This is a genomic window from Bradyrhizobium zhanjiangense (genome assembly GCF_004114935.1).
In the GTDB taxonomy this organism is placed as follows: domain Bacteria; phylum Pseudomonadota; class Alphaproteobacteria; order Rhizobiales; family Xanthobacteraceae; genus Bradyrhizobium; species Bradyrhizobium zhanjiangense.
In genome coordinates this window covers 8,909,165-8,933,405 of sequence record NZ_CP022221.1, presented here as the reverse complement: position 1 = coordinate 8,933,405, position 24,241 = coordinate 8,909,165, and the positions used below count along the sequence as shown (strand labels likewise).

Sequence of the window (24,241 nt, the reverse complement as noted above, 5' to 3'; positions counted from 1 at the left end):
TCAGCGGGCCTGTTTCTTCAGCAGCATGGCCCCGGCCGCCACCAGCACCGGAACCGTGACGGCGAGCGCCAGGAGATCGTTGTGAAGGGTGTCGAACCCCAGGCCCTTGGAGAAGGTGCCCCGCGAGATCGTGACGAAATAGGCGGTAGGATAGAGTCGCCCGACCAGGGCGCCCAAGCCCTGGAGCGATGAAACGGGATCGATCAGCCCGGAATATTGGATGGCCGGGATCAGCGTGATCAGGACCGTGCCGAACAGGGCCGCGATCTGGCTTTTCATGAAGGCCGAGATCACGAGCCCCAGGCCTGTTGTGGCCGTGACGTAGAGCAGGGCGGCGAGCGCATAGGTCGCAAAGCTGCCGGTGAAGGGCACGCCGAAAACGGCGAGCGCAAAGCCGACGAGCAGGAGGAAGTTGCCGAATGCCAGCAGCACGTAAGGCAGCTGCGTGCCGAGCAGGAATTCCAGCCGCGTCACCGGCGTCACATAGAAATTGACGATCGAGCCGAGCTCCTTCTCGCGCACGACCGCGAGCGCCGCCAGCACCGCCGGAATCATGACCAGCAGCAGCGGGATGATCCCGGGTGCCATGGCGACGACGCTTCTGACGTCTGGATTGTAGCGATAGCGCAGCTGGAGCTGGTAGGAGCCGGCGATCGTCGCCTCGCCATAGAGTTCGCGGCCCTTCTGTGCCAGCCAGGTGGCGTGAATCGCTTGGGCGTAGGAGCGCAGCGTCTCGGCGCGAGTCGGGTTGGCGCCGTCGACCCCGGCGCCGATCTCGACACGGTGGCCGCGGCTGACGTCGCGGCCGAAGCCGGGCGGCAATTCGATGGCGAGGCCAATCTCGCCGGCGCGCATGCGGCGGTCGAGGTCGGCATAGTCGCTGATCGGTGGCTTTTGGGTGAAGTAGCGCGATCCCGCGATCTGAAGGCTGTAGTCGCGGCTGATGGCGCTGTCGTCGCGGTCGAGCACGGCGAAGGTCAGGTTTTCGACGTCCAAGCTGATGCCGTAGCCGAGCACGAACAGCAACAGCACGCTGCCGAGGATCGCGAGCGTGGCGCGGATCGGATCGCGCCGCAGCTCGAGCGCTTCGCGCCGGGAATAGGCGAGCATGCGGGTCGGATTGAATGTCGCACTGCGCTTGCGCGGGAGCGCCGTGGTCGTCGCCGCCGGCACGGGCGATGTAAGTGCCGGCCGGCCGGCTGAGTCCCGGGATTCGGCGATCGCGTCCTCCAGACAGGCGATGAAAGCCTGCTCCAGCGTATCGGTGCCGCGCGCGGCCACGATCGCAGCGGGCGTGTCCGACGTCAGCACCTTGCCCGCATGCATCAGAGAGATTCGATCGCAGCGCTCGGCCTCGTTCATGAAGTGGGTCGAGACGAAAATCGTGACGTTATCCTTGCGGGAGAGCTCGGCGAGGATCTTCCAGAAGCGGTCCCGGGCAACCGGATCGACGCCAGAGGTCGGCTCGTCGAGGATGAGGATATCGGGCGCATGGATCATGGCGACCGCCAGTGACAGCCGCTGCCGCAAGCCGAGCGGCAGCGCATCGGGCAGAGTATCGGCGACATCGGCGAGATCGAACCGGACGATCATCTCGTCGATGCGCGCGGCAATAGTGTCCGCCGGCAGCTCGAACAGCCGCGCATGCAGGTCGAGGTTTTGGGTGACCGTCAGCTCCGAATAGAGCGAAAAGCCCTGCGACATGTAGCCGATGCGCCGCCGCACCGACATGTCGCGGGCATCGATCGCCTTGCCGAACAGCCGCGCGGTGCCTTCGCTGACGGGCAAGAGGCCGGTGAGCATCTTCATTGTCGTGGTCTTGCCGCAGCCGTTCGAGCCGAGAAAGCCGAAGATCTCGCCCTTCCTGATGCGGAAGCTGACGTCGTCTACGGCGACGAAGTCGTTGAACCGCCGGGTCAGGTGATCGGCCTCGATCGCGATCTCGTCATGGCACTCGTTGCGTGGAGGGATGACGACACTGGTGTGATGGTCGCGATCTGCCTCCGGCAACAGACGGATGAACGCGTCGTCGAGCGTGACGGCGCCGGTCCGCCGCTTCAGCGCGACCGGGGTTCCCGTCGCCAGCACGCGGCCGGCGTTCATCGCGACCAGGACGTCGAATTGCGCGGCTTCTTCCATATAGGCGGTCGAGACGATCACGCTCATGCCAGGCCGGCTGTCGCGGATCGAGGCGATCAGTTCCCAGAATTGACGTCGAGACAAGGGGTCGACGCCCGTGGTCGGCTCGTCCAGGATCAGAAGCTCGGGATCGTGAATCAGAGCGCAGCACAGGCCCACCTTCTGCTTCATGCCGCCGGAGAGTTTTGCGGCGGGGCGGTCGGCGAAGGCGGTGAGCCCGGTATCGCGCAGCAGGCCCGCGATCCGTCTGCCTCGTTCCGCCTTGTCGTGTCCGAACAGGCGGCCGAAGAAGTCGATGTTCTCGAACACCGACAGCGTTGGATAAAGATTCTTGCCGAGACCCTGCGGCATATAAGCGATATCGGGGCAGACCGTGCGGCGATGCCGTGAGCTCGCCATGTCGCCGCCGAGCACATCGATGCGCCCTTCCTGGATCGCACGCGCGCCCGCGATCAGGGCGAGCAGGCTCGATTTGCCGACGCCGTCGGGACCGATCAGTCCGACCATGCAGCCGGGCGGCAGGTCGAGCGTAATGGCATCGAGCGCCCGGGTCTTGCCGTAGTTCAGGCCCACGCCGTCCAGATGCACCACGCTGCCGACGGCAGCCAATGCATCGGCTGTGGCAATCGCGCTCATCGGGTCAGCTTGATCTTGAGATTGTCGGGCCATTGCGCGGCCGGATCGAACTGCACATAGGCCATCCCGGGCAGGCCGGTCTTCACATGCTCGATGTGCTGGCGCAGCAGCTCGGGCGCGATATGCGCCTTGATCCGGAACATCAGCTTCTGCCGCTCCTCCTCGGTCTCGACCGTCTTGGGCGTGAATTGCGCGACGTCAGCGACGAAGGTGGCTCTTGCGGGGATCACATATTGCGGGATGGCATCGAGCACGAGCCGAACGTCGGCGCCGATCGCGACGCGGCCGGCCTGCGCCGTAGGTAGGAAGAACGTCATGTAGACGTCGCCGAGATCGACCATGTTGAGGACGCGGCCGCCGGCCGCGAGCACCTCGCCGGGCTGCGACACGCGATACTGCACGCGGCCGTCGCGCGGTGCCTTCAGCACGCTATCATTGATATCGGCGTTGATGCTCTCGATCGCGGCCTTTGCCGCGTCGACCGCGGCTGCTGCATCGATCACCATGGCGCGGGCGGAGCTGATCGCGGCCTCGGATGCTGCGACCTGGGCCTTCGAAGCGGCAAGCGCCGCCTTCGCCGTGGCGTTGGCAGAGCGGTCGTCATCCAGCACCTGCTGCGACACTGCACTTGTCCTGATCAGCTGCTCGGAGCGATCGAGCTTGCGGCTCGTGGTGTCGAGCTGCGCGACGCGCTGGTCGACAACGGCCTCAGCAGCCTCGCGTTCGGCCTCGCGCTGGTTGACGAGGCTCTTCGCGGTCTCGACATTGATTGACGCGCGCTGGAGCTGCGCTTCGGCCTGGCGACGCTGGGCCTGCAATTGCTCGGTGTCCATCCGCGCCAGAACCTGGCCCGCGGTCACGAAGTCGCCTTCGTTGACCAGGATCTCGCGGATTCGTCCTGGCGTCTTGGTGGCGATGTCGATCTCCACCGCCTCGATACGGCCATTGCCTCGGGCGAAACCCGCGGGAAGTGCATTGGTATCGCGGTGCTGCCAGTAGAAATAGCCGCCGCCCGCAAGGAGGATGGTGATCGCGGCAATGACGCGGCCGGAAGTTAAGTTCATCAGTCCACCACGCCGCGCAGCGGCGCCCACATGTTGAGACACGAACGCCCCGCCGCTGATCACGCAGAAAGGGGCGGCTCAACATGTCGCAATTTTTGCATCGCAACTTGATGCAGATCAGACGGCAACGAGGTGTGCCTGTCCCTATTTTGGGCAGCTCGTCGCCGCGGCCCGCCCGCCTTGGCTGATCAGGCGGACAGGCAAGCCTAGCTGAACAGATGTCGTCGGCCCACAAGTGAGCCGTGCCGCCTCACTTCACCAGCGGACAGCCACCATCCTTCAACGGCCGGAACGCCTGGTCGGCGGATACCTCGGCGAGCAACTTGTAGTAATCCCACGGCCCCTTCGATTCCTCAGGCTTCTTCACCTGGAACAGGTACATGCTGTGCACCATGCGGCCGTCCTCACGCAGCACGCCGTTGTCGGTGAAGGCGTCACGCACCGGCAGCTCGCGCATCTTGGCCATCACCGTCTTGGTGTCCTTCGTGCCCGCGGCCTGCACGGCCTTGAGGTAATGCAGCGTGGCGCTGTAGGTCGCGGCCTGGTTCATCGTCGGCATGCGCTTGACGCGCTCCAGGAAGCGCTTGCCGAAGGCGCGGGTCTTGTCGTTGAGGTCCCAGTAATAGGCTTCGGTGACGATCAAGCCCTGCGCGAGCTTGAGGCCAAGGCTGTGCACGTCGGAGATGAACATCACGATCGCAGCGAGGTTCTGGCCGCCGGCGACGATGCCGAACTCGCCGGCCTGCTTGATCGCGTTGATGGTGTCGCCGCCGCCGTTGGCGAGCCCGATGATCTTGGCCTTGGAGGCCTGGGCCTGGAGCAGGAATGACGAGAAGTCCGCCGTGTTGAGCGGATGCTTGACGCTGCCGAGCACCTTGCCGCCGGCCGACTTGACCACGTCGCCGGTGTCGCGCTCGACCGAATGGCCGAACAGGTAGTCGGCGGTGAGGAAGAACCAGGTATCTCCGCCGTTCTTGACGATGGCGCTGCCGACGGTATGCGCGTTGGCGTAGGTGTCGTAGGTCCAGTGCGCGGTGTAGGGCGAGCAGGATTTTCCGGTGATGTCGGAGCTGGCCGCGTCCGTCACGATCATGATCTTCTCGTACTGCTTCGACAGCTCCATCACCGCGAGCGCGGTCGCCGAGGTCGGCAGGTCGATGATCATGTCGACGCCCTCGGTCTCCCACCATTTGCGGGCGATGGTGGAGGCAATGTCGGGCTTGTTGAGCACGTCCGCCGAGACCATGTCGATCGGCTTGCCGAACATCTGGCCACCAAAATCCTCGATCGCCATCTTGGTCGCCTCGACATTCCCCATGCCGCCGATGTCGGAATAGACGGAGGAGAAGTCGGAGAGCACGCCGATCTTGAGCGGTGCCTGCTGGGCGGAGGTGGGAGAGATCAGCACAGCCGACAGCAGGCCGGCCGCAGACATGAGGGCTGCGATAGGTCTCATGGATAACGTTTCCTCTTGTATGGGGACTATCCTGTCCCTTTGTCCGACAAAGCTAAAGGTGGGTTCCTGCGGAGTCAATTTGCTCCGTGCGCGGCGTCAGTGACGTAGTTTGACGCACCCAGGGCGAGGCCATATAGTTTGTCCGACAATCGACATTGGAGGCCGTCTTGCCTGTCGCGCCGCTCTTTCATCCGATCGATGTCGCGCCGGCCTATCAGAAGGTCGCCGACGCCATCGAACGCGAGATCGTCAATGGCCGCATCAGGCCGGGCGATCCCATCGGCACCGAGCACGATCTCGTCCGCCAGTTCGGCGTCAACCGCTCGACCATTCGCGAGGGCATCCGTGTGCTGGAGGAGGGCGGGCTGATCCGGCGCGACTCCTCGCGCCGCCTGCACGCCTGTCTGCCGCGCTACAGCAAGCTGGCAAGCCGGCTCAGCCGCGCCCTGGTCCTGCATGAGGTCACCTTCCGCGAGCTCTACGAGGCGTCGATGACGCTGGAAGTCGCCAGTATCGAAGGCGCAGTGGAGCGAGCGACGGAAGACAACATCGCCGAGCTCACCGACAATCTCGCGCGCAGCGAGGCCGTGGTCGGTGATCCCGCGATGCTCGCCGAATGCGATGCCGAATTCCACGTGCTGGTTGCCAAGGCCTCGCAGAACCGGGTGCTTCAGCTCGCCCGCGAGCCGGCCGCGCAATTGTTCTATCCGACCACCGAGATGATCGTGACTGGCGTGGCCGAAGGCGGGCCGCGTCTCGTCGCCGCGCATCGCCATCTGATCGACGCGATTCGCCGCCGCGACCGCGAGGCCGGCGTGCTGTGGACGCGTCGGCACTTGCAGGACTGGCGCCGCGGCTTCGAAAAAATCGCTTCGCTCGATCGCTCGGTCGAGCACATGTACATGGAGCACGCGCAGGCGGCCCGGCGCAGGTAGCGCCCGTGGAATTCAAACGGCTTCAACAAACAAAGATGATCCTTGGAGGAACACATGACCGGCGACACCGCAGCCACCATCTCGAAAGCGCGCGAGCATTCCATCGGCGATCTCCTGCGCCGCTCGGCGAGCCGGGAGCCGAACAAGCTCGCGGCGAGCTGCGGCAATGTCAGCTGGAGCTTTGCCGAGATCGACGCGATCTGCAACCGGCTCGGCCGCGGCCTGCTCGGCCTCGGCGTCGAGAAAGGCGACCGTCTCGCGGTGCTCTCGCGCAATTCACATGCCTTCGCGGCGCTGCGCTTTGCAGCGGCACGGATCGGCGCGGTGCTGGTGCCGATCAACTTCATGCTCAATCCGGACGAGATCAATTTCATCCTGAAGAGCTCTGGCGCAAAGCTGCTTGCGACCGGTCCTGATTTCGTCGAGCCGGCGCGCGCGGCCAGCGCCAGGGATTGCGCCATCGAGAAGATGATCTGGTTGCCGGGCGAGGATCCCGCCACGGCACCTTCGGGCCTCACCACCTTCGATGATCTCTTGCATGCCGACGGCTCGTTCCTGGACGTGTCCGTCGATAGCCGTGATCTCGCACAGATCGTCTACACCAGCGGCACGGAGTCGCTGCCCAAGGGCGCGATGCTGACCCATGAAGCCGTGATGTGGCAGTATGTCAGCTGCATCATCGACGGTGGCATGAGCGTGGGCGACAAGTTCCTGCACGCATTGCCGCTGTATCACTGCGCCCAGCTCGACGTCTTTCTGGGGCCGCAAATCTATCTCGGCGCTTCCGGCGTGATCACGGGCAAGCCGACCGCCGACAACATCCTGGCGCTGATCCAGGCGCACAGGATCACCTCGTTCTTCGCGCCGCCGACGATCTGGATCGCGATGCTGCGCTCGCCGAATTTTGACAAGACCGATCTGTCGACCTTGCAGAAAGGCTATTATGGCGCTTCGATCATGCCTGTGGAGGTGCTGCTCGAGTTGCAACGCCGTTTGCCCAACGTCAAATTCTGGAATTTCTACGGCCAGACCGAGATCGCTCCGCTCGCGACCGTGCTGCGCCCCGAGGACCAGCTGCGCAAGGCCGGCTCGGCCGGCAAGCCGGTGCTCAACGTCGAGACGCGGGTGGTCAACACCGCGATGGAGGACGTCAAGGTTGGTGAGGTCGGCGAGATCGTGCACCGCTCGCCGCATCTGTTGTCCGGCTATTACAACGATCCCGTGAAGACCGCGGCGGCATTTTCCGGCGGCTGGTTTCACTCGGGCGACCTCGCCACTGTCGACGACGAGGGCCACATCACCGTGGTCGATCGCGTCAAGGACATGATCAAGACCGGCGGCGAAAACGTCGCAAGCCGCGAGGTCGAGGAGATGGTCTACCGCATCCCCGCCGTCTCCGAGGTCGCCGTGGTCGGCCTGCCCGATCCGCGATGGATCGAGGCGGTGACCGCGATCATCGTGGTCAAGAGCGGCGAGACGCTGGACGAAGAGTCCGTCATCCAGCATTGCGCCGGCCAGATGGCGCATTTCAAGGTGCCCAAGCGCGTCATCTTTGTTGATAGCCTGCCGAAGAATCCGAGCGGCAAGCTGCTCAAGCGCGAATTGCGTCAGCGCTTCGTCGGCGGCGAGACGCTCGACAAGGCGATCCAGAAGAATTTTGGAACGTGAACGCGCTTTTCGCCTCTCCCGCGCCTGTCCCGCCGAAGCTTTAGCGAAGGCGGATGCGGGCGAGGTCTCCGCGAGTCCCTCCCGTAGGTTTGAAATAAGTCGGCATCCACATCGTCATTGCGAGCGCAGCGAAGCAATCCAGAGTCTTCCCGCGGTGGCAGTCTGGATTGCTTCGCTGCGCTCGCAATGACGGGAGGAGGAAACTGCGCGAGTCCCTCTAGCACCATTTCCACGGACGCGGCCCGTCACCCCGGCCCTCTCCCCGTGCAGGGCAAGGAGAGGGGGAAGAACTCAATATTTCTTCACTGCCGCCCCGAAGGCCAGCCACAGCGCCATCGAGACCAGCCCGAAACCGCCGAGCAGCAGGAAGGTCGGGCCGTAGCCGACCCATTGCGCGATCCAGCCGCCGAGCGCGGGACTGAGGCTCGCGCCGACGCCCTGCACCGTGATCACGGCGCCCTGGCCGAGATTGATGCGGCCGGTGCCGTTGAGCGAGCGCGCGACCATGCCGGGGACGGCAACCGTCTGGAGCCCGGTGCCGATGCCGTCGAGCACCTGCATCGGTACGACGCCCCACCATCCCGTGACGAAGAAGGCAAGCACGCCGCGGATGGGCAAGAACATGAAGGAGATCAGGATCACTGGCCAGTAATTGCGCTTGCTCGCGACCTTCATCGCGATCAGCGAGGTCACGATCATCACGCCCTGCGCGATCACGATAGTGGTCGCGACGAAGCTCGGGCCATTGGCCTGGGCGTCGGCCACCGCTGCAAGTCCATAGAGTGGCACGATCGCGGCATTGCCGAGATGGAAAAGGGCGAGCGCGAGTGCCAGCACGAGCAGCGGCTTGTGCTTGAGCAACATCGTCATCGCATCCGGCGGAGCTTTGGAGTCATCCTCCTTGCTGCCGCGCGAGGCGCGATCGTCGATCGCCTTGGCGGGGATCATCAGCACGCAGGCGATCGCGATGGCGCCGAATATGGCCGCCAGCACGAAAACGGCAAAATAGCCAAGCCTGTAGCCAAGATAGCCCGACAGTGCGGCGCCGACCATGTTGCCGGCGTGATTGTACGCCTGGTTGCGGCCATTGAGTGCGTTGAAGCCCTTCTGCTTGGCGATGCCGAGCGTGATGCCGGTCACCGCTGGCACGATCGCGGCACTCGCCAGCGATTGTGCGACCTGGGAAAAGGTGACGGCCCAGAAGTTTTGCGAGATCAGGATGATTGCAGATGCCAGTACCACGCAGATGCCGGGAATGACGACCCACATGCGCTTATTGCGGCTGGAATCGATGAAGCCGCCGATCGGCGTCGTGACCAGCATGCCCGCGACATTGCCGACCGTCATCGCGGTGCCGATCAATCCGCTCGCCCAGCCGCGCTCCTGCAGGAAGACGCCGACGAACGGCCCGATGCCCGACTGCATGTCGGCCATGAAGAAGTTGAGCGCGAACAGGGGCCAGATACGAGGTGAAGGGCGCGATGTCATCGAGACGCTGAACGCAATGCTGCCGATCGACTGAGATCTCGCATGAGGCGGAGACTGCGGGCCCATAGGTGCCCGGGCGGACCAGAACCCAACCTGCACGCATCGCGTTGGTTCCGATCGTCCTTGTGATCGCAGGGCCCGCGACGTCATGTCATACTTGCGACGGTCTCAATCAGGATAACGGCCATGCCACTCTGGACCTGCGAAACCTGCGGCGCGCAATTTCCGGACAGCGGACATCCGCCCGCATCCTGTCCGATCTGCGAGGACGAACGGCAGTATGTGGGTTGGAAAGGGCAGATTTTCCTGACCCGCGAGACGCTGGCAGAGCGCCACCGCGTCGTCTGGCGCGACGATCTCGGCCTGACCGGCCTCTCGCTCGAGCCGAGCTTCGCCATCGGCCAGCGCGCGCTGCTGGTGCCGCTCAGCGAGGGCTGCTTGATGTGGGACTGCGTACCGATGGCAACACCAGAGGCGATTGCGCATGTGCGTTCGCTCGGCGGACTGAAGGCGATCGCAATCTCGCATCCGCATTATTATGGTGCGCTCGCCGACTGGAGCGAGGCGTTCGGCGGCGTGCCGGTCTATCTGCACGCAGATGATCGCCAATGGGTGACCCGGCCACATGCATCGATCGTGCACTGGGCTGGCGATCACCATCGCATTTCCGACGACGTGATGTTGCTGCGCACTGGCGGTCATTTCGCCGGCGCCACCGTGCTGCACTGGCGGCTCGGTGCGGACGGCACGGGCGCGCTGCTCACCGGCGATATCGCGCAGGTGACGATGGATCGCCGCTTCGTCAGCTTCATGTATTCCTACCCCAACTACACGCCGCTCAACGCCGCCGCAGTGCGGCGGATCGCGGCGGCGGTCGAGCCGCTCGCTTTCGATCGCATCTATGGTGCCTGGTGGGACCGCAACATCGCCGCAGGTGCCAAGGCCGCGTTTGAGGCGTCGGTCGCGCGTTATCTGGCGGCCATCTCCTGAGCCACATGTCGGTTCGGGAGCGCTTGCTACGCCTGAATAACTGTACTATAAGTACATTATTGAGCGCGGGTTTCGGCATGATCGATGCATCGCCAAACGCCGCGCGCATTGCGGTCAGTGAGCGGGAGTTGGGTCCATGACGGCGCAACGCGACTACGAGATATTCGAGGCCGGCGACGTCACGCTCCAGTCCGGCACCGTCTTTCCCGCGCTGAAGCTCGCCTACAAGACCTATGGAACGCTGAGCCCGGCCAGGGACAACGTCATCCTCTATCCGACCTCGTTCAGCGCGCAGCACGTCGACACCGAATGGCTGATCGGGCCCGATGGCGTGCTCGATCCCACCCGCTACTTCATCATCATCCCGAACCTGTTCGGCAACGGCCTGTCGTCATCGCCGTCGAATACGGCCGGGCCGTTCCCGAAGGTGACCTATCACGACGCGATCGCGGTCCAGCACCGGCTGCTCGCCGAACGTTTCGGCATCTCGACGCTCGCGCTGGTCTATGGCTGGTCGATGGGCGGCATGCAGGCCTATCATTGGGCGGCTCTGCATCCTGATATGGTCGAGCGCGCAGCGATCGTCTGCGGCAGCGCGCGCTGCGCGCCTTACAATCATGTCTTTCTCGAAGGCGTGAAGGCCGCCCTGACCGCCGATCCCGCCTTCCGCGACGGCGGCTTCGTCGAAAAGCCCGTTGCCGGCTACCGCGCGATGGGACGCGTCTATGCCGGCTGGGCGATGTCGCACGGCTTCTATCGCGACGAGATTTGGCGCGAAGCCGGTTTCACCTCGCTGGAGGATTATCTCGTCCGTGGTTGGGATGCGGCCTTTGCGCGGCGCGATGCCAATGACCTCCTGGCGCAGATCGAGATCTGGCAGAGTGGCGACGTCAGCCGCTGCGCCGCATTCGATGGCGATTTCGACCGCGCGCTCGCCGCGATCAAGGCCCACATGCTGCTGATGCCGGGTGCGACCGATCGCTATTTCGACGTCCGCGACAACGAGGACGAGCTCGGCCGGTTGGCCAGCGCAAAATCCGCGGTGTTGCATCCGATCCCGTCGCAGCACGGCCATCGCGCCGGCAACCCCGTGAACAATCCGCGTGATCAGGCTTTCTTCAAGGCCGAGATCGCAGCGCTTCTCAGCAGATAGGCAGGCATTCGGTCATGACTGACACAACCGTTTCAGAGCCCGGCCATCGCCTGAAGCCACTGACACCGGCGATGCTGCGCCAATTGTCGGTCCGCTCCAATCTCCGGGGCGCGGCGCAGAGCCTCGGCCATTACGGCGCGATCGTGCTGATGGGCACGCTGATCTGGATGACCGTCTCGCGCCATGGCGTGCTCTGGGCGCTGCCGTTGATGGCGGTGCAGGGCTATTTCGTGGCCTTCCGGTTCATGGCCGTGCACGAGACCGCGCACAAGACCGCGTTCAAAAGCCGCGGCCTCAATCTCACTGTGGGCTATCTCTCGGCCTTCATCATCGGATTGCCTTACGAATATTACTGCCTGTTTCACTGGGATCATCACCGCTATACCCAGGATCCGAACAAGGATCCTGAGCTGATCGTCGGCGTGAAGCCGACCTCCGACACGCAGCTCGCGATCGCCTATAGCGGCCTGCTCCAGGTCGCCGGGCGTCTGCGGCTGATGCTCGGCCACGCCGTCAGCGGCAAGGTCGTCGTGCCCTGGATCCCCGAGAGCAAGCGCGCCATCATCGTCGCCGAGGCGCGCGCCTATGTCGCGCTCTACGCGCTGTTGCTTGCGCTGTCGCTGTGGCTCTCCTCGGCGCTGCTGCTCTGGGTCTGGATCGTCCCGCTTGCGATCGGGCAGTTCTTCCTGCGGCCGTATCTCTACGCCGAGCATACCGGCTGCGACCGCACCCGCAGCGCCTTCCAGAATACCCGCACGACCTATACGGGCGCGATCGTCAAATGGTTCGCGTGGAACATGCCCTATCATGTCGAGCATCACGCCTATCCCTCGATCCCTTTTCATGCGCTGCCGAAGCTGAACGAGCTCGTCGATGGTGAGATCGTCCATCGCGGCCGCGGCTACATCAGAACGACGCGCGAGACCTGGGCCTGGTTTCGCCGGCAGCAGCAAGGCGGCTAACTAAACGCAAAGCTCCGGTCGCGGTGCGACCGGAGCTTTGTCGCGAAGGCGCGATATCAGTAGATCCCGTAGGCGCAGACATTCACGACGCGGACGCGCAGGCCGTGGCGGGTCTGGACGAGGCGCTCCTGGTAGCAGTTGCTGACGCCGGTGTTGACATAGACGCCGCCGAAGCCCCAACCCGGGCCCCAGCCATGACCCCAGTGGTGATGATGGAAGCCGCCGGCCGAGGCGGCGGTGGGGGCGAGCGCGGCAACGCCGAGCGAGCCGGCAGCAATCAGACCAAGTGCAAGCTTACGAAACATCTTCATTCTCCATGTGGCGCAGGGCCATTGTTGTGTCCCTGCATCTCGGTCGGACCGAGACGCGAATGCGTTCACCGCGTTGGCTGAGAATCGTGTTTCAGGATTGTTTCGTGGGCCACGACAAAATGTGCCGCCTTCAGGCTTTTCGCGCCACGCGATAGCGCGCGGCCATCGCCTGCGTCAGCTCGATCATCTTGTCGCGGAGATCGGCGGGCTCCAGCACTTCGGCCTCGGGGCCCAGCCGCAACAGTTCGGCCGCGGCATGCCATGACGTCTTGCCGACCGGGATCCTGGCGATGCGCCAGCCATCTGCGTCGACGGTCTCTTCAAGCTGCGTGCGTGCCTTGACGTAAGGTTGGCTCAACGCATCGAGCAGCTTGACGCCGAATGGCGACAGCCGGACGACCGCGACATTGGGATGCATCTCGGCCTCGAGACGAAGTGTCGCGGCCTGCCAGTAAGCTGCGAGATCGAAATCGGCGGGACGATCGAAGCGATCGTCGAGCGCCGTGCAGTCGAGCACCCGCGCGACGCGATAGGTGCGCACGTTGCCGTCGACTTGCCCTGCGAGATACCAGCTGCCGCCCTTCAGCACGAGGCCGAGCGGGGCGACGCGGCGCTGTTTCTCTGCGCGCCAGCTCTGGTAGCGGATCTTGATCAGCGTCCCGCGCAACGCCGCGCCGGCGATGGTGCGCAAATGCTTTGGGTCTTCGGCCTCGCCAAACCAGCCCGGCGCATCCAGGTGAAATCGTTCCTGCATCCGCCCGGCGTCCTCGCGCAGATTCGCGGGCAGTGCCGCCATCAGCTTGTTCTGCGCGGCGATCATCGCAGCGTCCAGCCCGAGCGCCGCGGCCGGACCCGGCAAACCCGCCAGGAACAGTGCGCCTGCCTCGCTCTGCGACAGCCCGTTCAGCCGCACGCGATACCCGTCGAGCAGGCGATAGCCGCCCTCGGCGCCGCGGTCGGCATAGACAGGCACGCCGGACGCGGCGAGCGCATCGATGTCGCGATAGATCGTGCGCACCGAGACCTCGCAGGCTTCAGCGAGTTCGGGCGCGGTGACCTGCCCCCTGGCCTGGAGAGTGGTGAGGATCGACAGCATCCGGCTCGCGCGCATGATTCCTTAAACCATACCTGACACAGGATGTCAGGTATGGTCCGTTACAAGCTGCGCCATCGCCAAACGGCAGATGGGAGACCCGCCATGACCGATCCGAACCGCATCACGCTGTATTATTCGCCGCAGAGCCGCGCCACCGGCACGCGGGTGCTGCTGGAGGAGTTGGGCGCGCCCTACGATCTCCATGTCCTCAACATGAAGGCGGGCGAGCAGCGCAAGCCCGCCTATCTCGCCATCAATCCGCTCGGCAAAGTGCCGGCGGTCCGCCACGGCGAGGCGCTGGTGACCGAGCAGGTCGCGATCACGATCTATCTCGCCGACCTGTTTCCGCAGGCGGGGCTGACGCCCGCGCTGAACGATTCCTTGCGCGGTCCTTATCTGCGCTGGATCGCCTATTATGGTGCCTCGTTCGAGCCGGCCATGATCGACAAGTTCATGCAGCGCGAGCCGGCGCCGATCACGCAATCGCCGTACGCCGATTACGACACCATGCTGGGCGCGCTCGAGGCGCAGCTGTCGAAGGGGCCGTATCTGCTCGGCGAGCGCATGACGGCGGCGGATGTCTTGTGGGGCGTCGCGTTCAGCTGGACTATGATGTTCGGCATCGTGCCGAAGAGGGACGTGTTCGTCCGCTATGCCGAGCGCATCACCTCACGGCCTGCGTACCAGCGCATTACTGCGGCCGACGCCGAGATGGCCGCGCAGCATGCCGCGGTTGCTGGTGGGTAGGCAGCGCGCCTCAATCTCCGCTGTCGTCCCGGGCAAGCGCGCGCAGACCCGGGACCCATAACCACAGGAGTTGGTGTGGCGAAGACTCGGAGTTATCAGCTTGCCACCTTTACCACTCAATGTGGTTATGGGTCCCGGATCTGCGCGCGCTTGAGGCGCGCTTGTCCGGGACGACGGCTGAATGTGGAGCCCTCGTGCTCCCTCACCGGTCTCTCAAAACCGCGGTGCCCGTTTCTCCGCAAACGCCTTGATGCCTTCCTTGATCTCGTCGCCGCGCATGCTGTCGCGGTGGCGCTGGTCGGCGGCGGTTTCGTCGAGCTCGCCGCGGGCGAACTCGTTGATGGCGCGCTTCATGCCGCGCATCGCCTGCGGCGCGTTGCCGGCGAGGACGCCAGCGAGCTTGTCGACCTCCTCGTCCAGGAATTCCACCGGCACCATGCCAGTGAGATAGCCGATGCGCAGCATCTCCGGCGCGCTGATCCTTGCGGCGGTGAGGAACAGTTTTTTCGCATTGTCGAGGCCGAGCCGGGTCACGTAGCGCTTGATGCCGCTCGGGTAATAATGCAGCCCGAGCCGTGCCGCCGGCATGAACATCTCGGCGGTGTCGACGCCGATGCGGAAATCGCAGGCCAGCGCGAGGTCGGTCGAGCCGCCATAGACGCCGCCGTTGAGCCGGCAGATCGTCGGCACGCCCAAATCCTCAAGACGGTTGACGACGACCTCGAACGCCGAGCCCGCGCTCTGCTGCTCGCTCGCGCTCACCGCGCGCTCCGCCACCGAATTGAGATCGTAGCCCGCGGAGAAGGCGCGCCCGGTGCCGGTCAGCACCAGCACGCGAATGGCCGGATCGCTCTCGACCCGGTCGAACAACTTAACGAGCTCGCTGAGATCCTCCGCCTGGAGCCGGTTGAGATGTTTTGGCCTATTGAGGCGGATGGTGGCGCGTGCGCCGGTGATTTCGAGTACGGGGCTGGTCGCGTCGGCTGTGTCCGACATTCTTGTCTCCATTTACTTGTTCTCGAGCGCGCGCCGTTTTGCTTCCGCGTCGATGGTCTCGGCGAGATCGGGATGCCGCGCCATCAGCACGCGGAAATCGACGAGGTCGAGCACCAGAAGCCGCGATACTTTCGTGGTCGAGACGTTGGCACCGCGCTTGTTGTTGCCGAGCAGCGCCATCTCGCCGAAAAAGGCGCCTTCACCGAGCTGCACCTTCTTGCCGGGCAGGTCGACCTCGACCTCGCCGGCGGCGATGAAATACATGCAGTCGCCCTGCGTCCCCTTGCGGATGACCAAGGTGCGCGCCGGCAGCTCCATGGTCCGCAGCATATGGGTGACGTCGGCGATTGCCGCAGGCCCCAGCGCCGCAAAGAACGGCACCTTGCTGACGGATTCCCAGGTCTTGAGGAAATTGTCGCGACGGGTCTCCGCGGCAAAGCCGGTCGCCAGGATACCGGTCCACAGCCCGAACACGCCGAGGCCGGAGATCATCACCAGCGCCGCCACCAAGCGTCCAAGCGGCGTGACCGGCACGACGTCGCCATAGCCCGTCGTCGTCAAGGTCACCACCGCCCACCACAACGCGGCCGGCACGCTGCCGAACGTCTGCGGCTGCACGTCCCGCTCCAGGAAATATTCGGCGACGGAAGCGAGGAAGATCACCATCAGGAAGATCACGAGCACGCTGACCAGCGGCCCGGATTCCAGCACCAGCACGCGGCGGAGCTGCCGCAAGCCCGGGATGCCCGGCACCACTTTGAGCACCCAGAGCACGCTGAGCAGCCACGCCGTCTTCGGCTCGACGCCGAGAACCAGCGCGAGCGGCACGGCCAGAGCCCCGATCGCGTCAACGATGCCGGCGGAGGAGGACATATAGAGCGAAAGCCGCCCCTGGCGCGCCATGTGGCGCAGCCGAATTAGCCATTCGAAGACGAAATAGACGAGGCAGACCCATAGCAGGCCGTTAACCCAGCCGCGCGCCTCATTGGCCCGGTTGTCTGTCAGCAGCACCATGCTGAGCACGCCGACGCCGACGGCCACATAGGCCGTCTTGGTCATGTTGCGGCCGGCCGTGGCGGCCGCGAACTGGGCCAGAGCGGAAATCAGCGGCTTGGACATGCGGGAAGGCGGCTCGGTTCTGGCTCGTGTGGTCCCGGTTGGGACTTCAGGGCCAAAGTGCCCGCCCAGACCGAGGCCGTCAACGACGGGCGCGGGCGGCAGCGTCGTCGAACAGGGGACGGCGGGTGAGGTCCATGGCGAAGCGGCCCGGCTGAGGCTACCTGAAATGCGGTGGCTCGTCGTAGCCGCGGCGGCTGCTGAAAAACAGCAGCACCATCAGGCCAATGCCGACGACGAGGGAAAATCCAGCCCCCAGCGCGAGGGCCCAATAGCCTTCCGCCGGGATCGGATCGCCTTCGATCGCCATGGCGGAATAGGCGAAATAGCCAACCGCCGCCAGCATTCCCAGCAGGAAGATGACGAGGAGTGTACGCATGGCGCGTTCTCCAGCTGCTATCCGTGAGCCAACGGCTGTAGATGGGGACGGTTCCTGGGTTCCGACTGTCCATCCACCGCCGAGACGTCCGGCAGCCCCGACCTGAGAACATCAAACCGTCGGATCAGGCGCTCTGGGCGGTCTTGACCACCACGACGTTGCTGTCGTCCTGCTGCGGCGGGCCGGCATCGCGGGCGGCTTTTTCACCCTCGATGGCATGACGTTTCAGGTAGTCGCGGCGCATGCTGATCTCATCGCGAACGAACTCGTAGCCGAGCTTGAAGGTGTCGAGCCCGTCGGTGCTGATCGTACCGTCTCTGAGTCCAATGACGGCCCCGCGCAAGATGCCTTCGAGCTCGTCCTGGAGACATTCGAGCTGATCCAGCGAGTGGGCGTGCTCGATCCGCTCGCCGATGCCGAGGATGGCGGTGGAGAGCTCGCTGGCCTTTTCCGGCGCGATCCTCGTGATCTTGGCGTAGATCGCAGCGAAGATCGAGCCGATGACGCTGAGCGCGGCGGCGCCCAGATACATCATGTCGCTGTACTTATCCATGAACGACTTGGTGTCGTCGTTGATGTAATCGGCGGCACCCCGATGCGCCATCACGAAGGCGTCCTTCTCGACGGAGGCCGGCTCTATCCTGCTGGCAAAGCCGTTGTCGAGCCCGAGCGCAGGTTTGTTCTCGTAGACGATGCGCGCGAGCTCACCAGCGGTGGTCGGGGACATCCTGGATTGTGCGACCAGGAGCCATTCGAGCCCGATCGTGTCGAGATCGTCGTCGGGAATTTGCGGGTACGTCGACAACGTGCCTGCTGTCAGCGTCTCGTCGGAAATACCCGGGAGTTTGCGCGCCAGCGTCTTGGCGTCGTCGATCGCGTTGAGCGTGAAGCCGCCGCGCTTGGCGACCTGCTCATAGGACTTGTCCCGCACCGCCCTGGAGGCGTGGACGATGGCGATCACCGCACCGAAGCCGCTCGCCGGCGCAAACAGCTTGTCGAGGGTTGCGCCCTGCGGTGCCATCTGGATCTTGGCGGCATCGGGACCGTCGGGGACGTCGAGAATACTGCGGACGAAGGCGAGCGAGGATTCGTTCTCGGCGACAACCGCGACCTTCTTCTTCTTCAGCTCGGCAAGCGACTTGATCTTCTTGTTGCCGGGACCGAGCAGGAGCACGAGATCGTGCTCGAGGATCGCAAGCGTGCGCGCCCGCAGCGGCACTTTGGCGTCCGTGCGCAGCACGGCGAGGTCGGCCTGCTTGCGGTCGAACTGTGCGATCGCCTTGGCGTTGTCCGCATTGTTGACGATCTTGATCCGGAAACGCGAGGCGTTGTTCTTGAGGAGAGTGGCGAGCTTGGCCGCGAACAGCGCCTCGTCGCTGTTGGGGCCGCCGACGGCAAAGGTCAGCGTTTCCGAATTGTGCACCAGCGTGCGGCCGGCCCAGACGGTGGCGAGCGACAGCAGCAAGGTCAGCACGACGTAGAGGAAGACCTGCTGCTGGTTGGTCTTGATCACCTTGGGGCGCCGCGGCGGCGGCTCGGGTTGTGATGCGGTGGGGCCTTCAGTACTCATGGCAGCACTCTGGCCTTAATCTTTGGCTGGCGGCGCGTGGCAGTATGGGAGGCGCAGCGGTCGCCCTGCAATTCGTAAACGCCTGAAAAAAGAACGATATTCTCTGCCGCCGATGATAGCGCGAAGGTCACGGAATGCAAATTTCGAGCCGAAGGTAACCTTACTCGACGCCGCCGCGGCGATTGGTCATCCTATCACCAGTTAGCCACAGTTGGCGATTTTCCGGTTCCCCCGGCTGCATTCCGCCGCGGGAAATGTCATAAATCAGGGGTCCCGGCGATTTGACCGGTCCAAGAAGAAGTTGCGCTGAACGCTCCAATTTTTCTTGTCACCTCAATGAGGGCGTCAGCTTGTCGTTTCCACCCATGTCTTCGGCGGTTCCGGTTGAAGCGCTCATTGGCTGGATGCTGCTGCTCACCTTCAAGCACATCATCGCCGATTTCGTCCTCCAGACCGCCTGGATGGCGCATGGCAAGGACCAGAAGCACGGCTGGGCCTTGCCGCTTCTGGTGCACTGCCTCGTTCACCTTGCGGTTGCGCTGCCGCTGATCCTGATCGTGGCGCCGAAATTCTGGTTCGTGGCGTTCATCGACTTCGCGATCCACATCACGATCGACCGCGCCAAGGGATTCATCTCGGCCAATTTCGGTGTCGACCTGGCGCATCCCTGGTTCTGGACCCTGATCGGCGTCGACCAGGCGCTGCATCACCTTACCGGCTTCGGCCTGTCCATCTTCATGGCGGCGAACTGAGCCTAGCCACGTTTGACCGGCTGCTCGGCCTTGCATGGTTCGAGGCGCGCCGTGCGGCGGCGCCCCTCACCATGAGGGTCTGGGATCTCGCCGCGGGACAAGACCTCATCCTGAGGGCCCGCCAAAGGCGGGCGTCTCGAAGGAGGGCCACCGGAAACCTTCTTTCCTCTGCCTTTCGATTCTCGGCCAGAGCGCAAGCACCCCGGGTCACTACCGGGCAGCGTGGTTAACCTTTCGTTAGAGAATTGCGCTGCATCTTCCCCACACGAGGGAGAACTGCAATGTTTTCAAGCCGCGATTCCTTTGAAAGCGATTTCTGTCCGGTTCGCGACGAGCTCCTTGGCGAGATGTATCGCGCCAACGCGAGTGGCCTGCCGAGGCTGGTTGAGAGTGTTTCCCCTGACGCGCGCGCCAGGCTGGCGCTGTTCTGCTATCGCCGCAGCCATCTGCATTCGCTGGCGGTCGCGATCGCCGCCAGCTGCAGCGAGCGCGACCTGATCGAGAACGGCGGCCGCGTCGGTTCGACGCTCTACGCGCTGTCGCGCGAGGGCGCTGCGAAATCCGCGCCGTCGCTGTCGGGCGGGCGCAAGCCGATCACGCTGTCGACCAAGCCGCTGTCGGTGCTGGCACCGCTGGAGGACGAACTCGACGACGAGATCAGCGAAGCCGTTCCGGCCTAAGCGGCCTCTATCACCGCAAGCCCGAACTTCCGCCGCGCCATCGCGCATTCGGCGTCACCGGGCATGCAGGTGCGGCACACCTCCGGCCGCACGGCATAGATGCCGCAAGCCGTCGCCTTACCGATCTCTCCCGTTAACGCCGAGCAGCGATCGCCCTCGCAGCGCATGCCGGATTGACGCGCGTTGACCAGCGCCTCCGGGATCGCTGCAAGCTCTTCGTCGCTCTCGATCGAGAAGCGCGGCCAGTTCGCCGAATAGCCGCAGCAGGCGCCGCAACTCTGGCAACAGCTCGACAGGTCGAGGGGCGAGGTCCGTTCCATCGTTGTCACGTGTCCTTTGGTGGACCCCAGACCAGGCTCTGCCGCCATCTTGCGCGCAGCACGTCGCGCCGCTCCGGGTATTTCTCGTCGAGATAGGTTGCCTCGACCACGCGGTCGGTGCGGAAGCTGCGGAAGTCGCTGCGCAGCTCGCACCAGGCCGCGAGCAGGCGCACGGCTTCGAGATAGCCGACCGAGATCGGCCAGATCATGCGCTCGCTGGCGCGGCCCTGCTCATCACGATAGCGCAGCATGATCTTCTTGCCTTCGTGGATCTGGCTGCGCGTGCGCGCCATGTCCAGGCGGTCCGGCTCCCTGTTCCAGCTCGGCCGCGCCCGGCTCGCCGGCTCCAGCACAAAGGGACGCAGGCGCTCGGGGACGGTGTCAGCGATCTTGGCCATCAAATCCTCGGCGGCGCGCGCCAGCGCGGAATCGGCGTGGCCCGCGACCCATTGCGCGCCCAGCACCGCCGCCTCGATCTCGTCGGGCGTCAGCATCAGCGGCGGCAAGTCGAAACCCTTCTCCAGGATGTAACCCATGCCGGCTTCGCCGCGGATCGGCACGCGCTGGCCGATCAGCGTTGCGATGTCGCGATAGATGGTGCGCTTCGACGTCTCGAGCTCGGCCGCGATCGCGTCCGCCGTCAGCGGTTTACGCGTGCGCCTCAGCACCTGGATGATCTGAAACAGCCTGTCGGCGCGTCTCATGACGGGTCTCTTGTTCGTGGTCTTTTCAAAAGGCGGCGCGCGGCTGCTGACAGGATGTTGGCAGCAGGGGAGTTCTATACCGGGACAACACGTCGACTGAAGAGGATTTGTCCATGATCGTTCCAACCCATTTCGGCCCCGCTGGCCCGCTGTGGCGCGCCCAGATGTGGCAGGCCCGGGCGCTTAGCCGCCTCGTTTCGCTCGATCTCATGGCCGTCGATCTCCGATTTGCGTTCGCAAGCATGGTGGCACGCTCGCTGATCCAGGCTGCGGACGCGCTCGCCCGCCACATCATGAGCCGCGCCTGGCAGGGGGCCCGTTTCGCAGAAGATATCACGGCTGCTGCCACCATGGTGGCAGCAGCCGGCAGGTAGGTTCCGTTCACGTTCGGCAGGTTCAGGAGAGGTTTCATGATCACGCTTTACGGCTTTGGCACCGGCTTCGGCCTGCCGGAAATCAGCCCCTTCGTCACCAAGACGGAGGTGCAGCTCAAGATGGCGGGGCTGCCCTACCGGAAGGAGCGCGCGATGCCGCCAGCTTCGCCCAAGGGGCAGCTGCCCTTCATCGACGACGGCGGCGAGGCGGTGGCCGATTCCACCTTCATCCGCGCCCATATCGAGCGGCGCTACGGCTTCGATTTCGACGCCGGGCTCTCGTTGCAGGAACGTGCGCAGGCCTGGGCGTTCGAGCGCATGATCGAGCATCACGTCTATTGGGCGCTGGTCGGGGCGCGCTGGGTCGATCCGGTCAATTTCGCCAAGGGGCCGTCGCATTTCTTCGACGGCGCACCCGAGCACAATCGTGAGAAGCTGCGTGAGGACGCACAATTCCGCGTCGCCGAGAACTATCTGCTCTCGGGTCTCGGCCGCCACGCGCCCGACGACGATGTCGATCTCGCCGTGCGCTCGCTGTTCGCGCTCTCGGTGCAGCTCGGCGACAAGTCGTATCTGATGGGCAACAGGCCCTGCGGCGTCGATGCCACCGCCTTCGGCGCACTCGCGGGGATCCTGACGCCCTTCTTCGAATCGGCCTTGCGCCAGCGCGCCGAGGGATTTCCGAACCTCACCGCCTATGTCGATCGCATGATGGACACGTATTATCCGGAGTTCGCCTGGACCCCGTTGCGACAGGCGGCTTGAGGCTCGCGGTGTATCCGCCCGCTCGCTGTAACCTCTCCCGCTTGCGGGAGAGGTCGGCGCGCAGCGCCGGGTGAGGGTTCTCTCCGCTGGGGGACTTTTTCCATAAGACCGAGACAATCCCAACGCGGAGGCACCCTCTCCCCAGCCCTCTCCCGCAAGCGGGAGAGGGGGCGCAGCAACACGGTGGCTGGCAGCTCGTGTCTAACCCGCAAAACAAAAGAGCCGGCCCATCGGGCCGGCTCTTCTCGTTGCGAACTATCGCTGCGCCTACTTCACCAGCGAATACTTGCCGTTCTTCACCGTGAGCAGGATGCGCGAGCGGTCGTCGAGGCCATAGCGGTCCTTTTCGGTGAAGTTGTAGACCCCCTGGCTTGCCGCCAATTCCTTCTCAGACAGCAGCGCCTGGCGGATCGCTTCGCGGAATTCCGGCGTGCCGGGCTTGGCCGTCTTCAATGCCGCCGGAATGATGCGCTTGAGGATCTCGAATGCATCGTAGGAATGGCCGGCGAACTGGCTGCGGCTGTTCGGACCGTACTTGGCTTCATAGGCCGAGTTGAGCGCGAGGCCCGGCTTCTTGGTGGCAGCTTCGTCCGGCTGGTCTTCGGGGTCCATCACAGGGCCCGAGGCCATCAGCACGCCCTCGGCCGCTTTGCCGGCGATGCGGATGAAGTCCATGCTGGCGGCGCCATGGGTCTGGTAGATCAGGCCCTGATAGCCGCGCTCGCGCAGCTCGGTCTGCGGCAGCGCGGCCGCGGTGCCGGAGGCGCCGACCAGGATGGCGTCGGGATTGGCGGCGACGAGCTTTAGCACCTGTCCCGTCACCGAGGTGTCAGGACGGGCGAAGCGCTCCTCGTCGACAATGGTCATGCCCATCGGTACCGCCTGCGCCTTGAGGTCGTTGAACCAGAGGTCGCCGTAGGAGTCCGAATAGCCGATATAGCCGAGCGTCTTCACACCCTTGGCCTTCATGTGGTCGTACAGAACCTTGCCCACGATCGGAATCGGCTGCGGCATCGCCACCGACCACTTCATGCGCTCCGGCGTGATCGGAAACGGCGCGAGGCCGAAATGCGGAATGCCGGCTTCGTTGGCGACGTTGGAGACCGCGATGGTCGGAGGCGTCAGCGCCGAGCCCATGATGATGTCGGCCTTGGATTCGGTCACGAAGCGGCGGGCGTTGGTGGTTGCGGTGGTGGGATCGCCGCCGTCGTCGAGCACGATCACCTTCAGCGGTACGCCGCCGATCTCCTTCGGCACGAATTCCAGCGCGTTGCGCTCGGGAATGCCGAGCGCCGCGCCCGGGCCGGTCGTGGTGGTGGTGATGCCGATGGTGATTTCGTTGGTCTGGGCCAGCGCGGGCAGGGCCGGCAGCGCCAGCGCGGCCGCGGTGATGGCGGCGGTTAGGTAAAAGCGTTTCATCTATTCCTCCCTGTACGTCTTTCTTTGAAAGCAGAAATCGGGGGGTAATTCAGCCCCCTCTTTTGGTGATGCGGCGATTTAGCTCCGGGCTCTAACTCCCCGTAAACTTGGCTACCATTTCCGCCGGGAACGGTGCCGATTTCAGCTTGTCGGGGTTAACGGGATCGCGGCCGACCAGGACGCGGGTCTCGAATCCCTCGATCGCCAGCGATTCGCCCTTGTAGACGTTGTGCTTCACCTCGAAGCTCGAGCGCTTGATGCTCTCGATTTTGGTCTCGATGGTGATCCAGTCGCCATAGGTCGAGGGGATGTAGAACTTGGCCCGCGTGTCGACCATGGGAATGCCCACCAGGCCGTATTTGCGGACCAGATCCTGCTTGGAGAATCCGGCGACCTCGAACAGGGTCGACGTCGAATCGTCGAACATCGCGAAATAGCGCGGATAGTAGACGATGTTGGCGGGGTCGCAATCACCCCACTGGATCTGGACGTCGCGCCGGTTCACGAACATGCGTCGCGCG

At 64.4% G+C, this 24,241-nt stretch carries 24 protein-coding genes; 10 read left to right on the top strand and 14 right to left on the bottom strand.

Going from position 1 to position 24,241, the window contains the following annotated elements; all coding sequences use genetic code 11:
- The 3 genes from rbbA to XH85_RS42690 form a co-directional block, all read right to left on the bottom strand.
- Window positions 1–2,775, bottom strand: coding sequence for a ribosome-associated ATPase/putative transporter RbbA (rbbA, locus tag XH85_RS42700; RefSeq protein ID WP_164940899.1), 2,775 nt, complete (start codon window positions 2,773–2,775; stop codon window positions 1–3).
- Window positions 2,772–3,839 (bottom strand): HlyD family secretion protein, encoded by a 1,068-nt coding sequence (locus tag XH85_RS42695; protein WP_164939754.1) that lies wholly within the window; start codon window positions 3,837–3,839, stop codon window positions 2,772–2,774. Before XH85_RS42695 ends, rbbA begins: the two co-directional genes overlap by 4 nt.
- Before the next feature lie 250 nt (window positions 3,840–4,089).
- On the bottom strand, window positions 4,090–5,295 hold the full coding sequence (locus XH85_RS42690; protein ID WP_128936716.1) for an ABC transporter substrate-binding protein: 1,206 nt from the start codon (window positions 5,293–5,295) through the stop codon (window positions 4,090–4,092).
- Window positions 5,296–5,462: 167 nt separating this feature from the next.
- Between XH85_RS42690 and XH85_RS42685 the strand changes: the two genes are divergently transcribed.
- Together XH85_RS42685 and XH85_RS42680 are read left to right on the top strand one after the other, a co-directional pair.
- Window positions 5,463–6,230 carry a FadR/GntR family transcriptional regulator gene (locus XH85_RS42685; RefSeq protein ID WP_128936715.1) on the top strand — a complete coding sequence of 256 codons (768 nt, stop codon included), beginning with the start codon at window positions 5,463–5,465 and terminating at the stop codon, window positions 6,228–6,230.
- 54 nt (window positions 6,231–6,284) lie between these two features.
- The gene (locus tag XH85_RS42680; RefSeq protein WP_128936714.1) at window positions 6,285–7,898 is read left to right on the top strand and encodes an acyl-CoA synthetase; all 1,614 of its coding nucleotides are present in this window, start codon (window positions 6,285–6,287) and stop codon (window positions 7,896–7,898) included.
- A gap of 291 nt (window positions 7,899–8,189) precedes the next feature.
- Here the strand turns inward: XH85_RS42680 and XH85_RS42670 are convergent, their stop codons facing one another.
- Window positions 8,190–9,386, bottom strand: coding sequence for an MFS transporter (locus XH85_RS42670; RefSeq protein ID WP_128936712.1), 1,197 nt, complete (start codon window positions 9,384–9,386; stop codon window positions 8,190–8,192).
- Window positions 9,387–9,572: 186 nt separating this feature from the next.
- On the opposite strand from XH85_RS42670, the gene XH85_RS42665 reads away from it, so the two are divergent.
- From XH85_RS42665 to XH85_RS42655, 3 genes are all read left to right on the top strand, one after another.
- Window positions 9,573–10,376 carry an MBL fold metallo-hydrolase gene (locus XH85_RS42665; RefSeq protein ID WP_128936711.1) on the top strand — a complete coding sequence of 268 codons (804 nt, stop codon included), beginning with the start codon at window positions 9,573–9,575 and terminating at the stop codon, window positions 10,374–10,376.
- 136 nt (window positions 10,377–10,512) lie between these two features.
- On the top strand, window positions 10,513–11,529 hold the full coding sequence (locus XH85_RS42660; protein ID WP_128936710.1) for an alpha/beta fold hydrolase: 1,017 nt from the start codon (window positions 10,513–10,515) through the stop codon (window positions 11,527–11,529).
- Window positions 11,530–11,543: 14 nt separating this feature from the next.
- A complete protein-coding gene (locus tag XH85_RS42655) occupies window positions 11,544–12,491 on the top strand; it encodes a fatty acid desaturase (protein ID WP_128936709.1) in 948 nt (315 codons plus the stop codon).
- Window positions 12,492–12,547: 56 nt separating this feature from the next.
- Here the strand turns inward: XH85_RS42655 and XH85_RS42650 are convergent, their stop codons facing one another.
- A complete protein-coding gene (locus XH85_RS42650; protein ID WP_128936708.1) occupies window positions 12,548–12,796 on the bottom strand; it encodes a hypothetical protein in 249 nt (82 codons plus the stop codon).
- 136 nt (window positions 12,797–12,932) lie between these two features.
- The gene (locus XH85_RS42645; RefSeq protein WP_128936707.1) at window positions 12,933–13,913 is read right to left on the bottom strand and encodes a helix-turn-helix transcriptional regulator; all 981 of its coding nucleotides are present in this window, start codon (window positions 13,911–13,913) and stop codon (window positions 12,933–12,935) included.
- Between the two features lie 87 nt (window positions 13,914–14,000).
- Between XH85_RS42645 and XH85_RS42640 the strand changes: the two genes are divergently transcribed.
- Complete coding sequence (locus tag XH85_RS42640; protein WP_128936706.1) at window positions 14,001–14,645, top strand: glutathione S-transferase family protein; 645 nt, start codon at window positions 14,001–14,003, stop codon at window positions 14,643–14,645.
- A gap of 213 nt (window positions 14,646–14,858) precedes the next feature.
- On the opposite strand, the gene XH85_RS42635 is transcribed toward XH85_RS42640, so the two are convergent.
- The 4 genes from XH85_RS42635 to XH85_RS42620 all read right to left on the bottom strand — a co-directional run bounded on the left by XH85_RS42635 (window position 14,859) and on the right by XH85_RS42620 (window position 18,706).
- A complete protein-coding gene (locus XH85_RS42635; RefSeq protein WP_128936705.1) occupies window positions 14,859–15,641 on the bottom strand; it encodes an enoyl-CoA hydratase/isomerase family protein in 783 nt (260 codons plus the stop codon).
- 12 nt (window positions 15,642–15,653) lie between these two features.
- Window positions 15,654–16,760 carry a cyclic nucleotide-gated ion channel gene (locus tag XH85_RS42630; RefSeq protein WP_128936704.1) on the bottom strand — a complete coding sequence of 369 codons (1,107 nt, stop codon included), beginning with the start codon at window positions 16,758–16,760 and terminating at the stop codon, window positions 15,654–15,656.
- Window positions 16,761–16,917: 157 nt separating this feature from the next.
- Window positions 16,918–17,136 (bottom strand): hypothetical protein, encoded by a 219-nt coding sequence (locus XH85_RS42625; protein ID WP_128936703.1) that lies wholly within the window; start codon window positions 17,134–17,136, stop codon window positions 16,918–16,920.
- 124 nt (window positions 17,137–17,260) lie between these two features.
- On the bottom strand, window positions 17,261–18,706 hold the full coding sequence (locus XH85_RS42620) for a TAXI family TRAP transporter solute-binding subunit (RefSeq protein ID WP_128936702.1): 1,446 nt from the start codon (window positions 18,704–18,706) through the stop codon (window positions 17,261–17,263).
- Between the two features lie 404 nt (window positions 18,707–19,110).
- Here XH85_RS42620 and XH85_RS42615 point away from each other — a divergent pair, with 404 nt between their 5' ends.
- A complete protein-coding gene (locus XH85_RS42615) occupies window positions 19,111–19,458 on the top strand; it encodes a DUF3307 domain-containing protein (protein ID WP_176945729.1) in 348 nt (115 codons plus the stop codon).
- Between the two features lie 281 nt (window positions 19,459–19,739).
- Window positions 19,740–20,138: a hypothetical protein gene (locus tag XH85_RS45705; RefSeq protein ID WP_164939756.1), complete on the top strand. Its 399-nt coding sequence runs from the start codon at window positions 19,740–19,742 to the stop codon at window positions 20,136–20,138.
- On the opposite strand, the gene XH85_RS42605 is transcribed toward XH85_RS45705, so the two are convergent.
- Window positions 20,135–20,458, bottom strand: coding sequence for a YkgJ family cysteine cluster protein (locus XH85_RS42605; RefSeq protein ID WP_164939757.1), 324 nt, complete (start codon window positions 20,456–20,458; stop codon window positions 20,135–20,137). The two genes, XH85_RS45705 and XH85_RS42605, sit on opposite strands and share 4 nt — an antisense overlap.
- Before the next feature lie 5 nt (window positions 20,459–20,463).
- Entirely contained in the window at window positions 20,464–21,162 is a 699-nt protein-coding gene (locus XH85_RS42600) for a helix-turn-helix transcriptional regulator (RefSeq protein WP_128936699.1), read from the bottom strand.
- A 113-nt stretch (window positions 21,163–21,275) separates the two neighbouring features.
- Here XH85_RS42600 and XH85_RS42595 point away from each other — a divergent pair, with 113 nt between their 5' ends.
- Together XH85_RS42595 and XH85_RS42590 are read left to right on the top strand one after the other, a co-directional pair.
- The gene (locus XH85_RS42595; protein ID WP_128936698.1) at window positions 21,276–21,536 is read left to right on the top strand and encodes a hypothetical protein; all 261 of its coding nucleotides are present in this window, start codon (window positions 21,276–21,278) and stop codon (window positions 21,534–21,536) included.
- 36 nt (window positions 21,537–21,572) lie between these two features.
- Window positions 21,573–22,301, top strand: a complete 729-nt coding sequence (locus tag XH85_RS42590) for a glutathione S-transferase family protein (RefSeq protein WP_128936697.1) — start codon at window positions 21,573–21,575, stop codon at window positions 22,299–22,301.
- A gap of 267 nt (window positions 22,302–22,568) precedes the next feature.
- Here the strand turns inward: XH85_RS42590 and XH85_RS42585 are convergent, their stop codons facing one another.
- Both XH85_RS42585 and XH85_RS42580 read right to left on the bottom strand, forming a co-directional pair.
- Window positions 22,569–23,720 carry an ABC transporter substrate-binding protein gene (locus XH85_RS42585; RefSeq protein ID WP_128936696.1) on the bottom strand — a complete coding sequence of 384 codons (1,152 nt, stop codon included), beginning with the start codon at window positions 23,718–23,720 and terminating at the stop codon, window positions 22,569–22,571.
- A gap of 91 nt (window positions 23,721–23,811) precedes the next feature.
- Window positions 23,812–24,231, bottom strand: coding sequence for an acyl-CoA thioesterase (locus tag XH85_RS42580; protein WP_128936695.1), 420 nt, complete (start codon window positions 24,229–24,231; stop codon window positions 23,812–23,814).
- Window positions 24,232–24,241 lie beyond the last annotated feature (10 nt).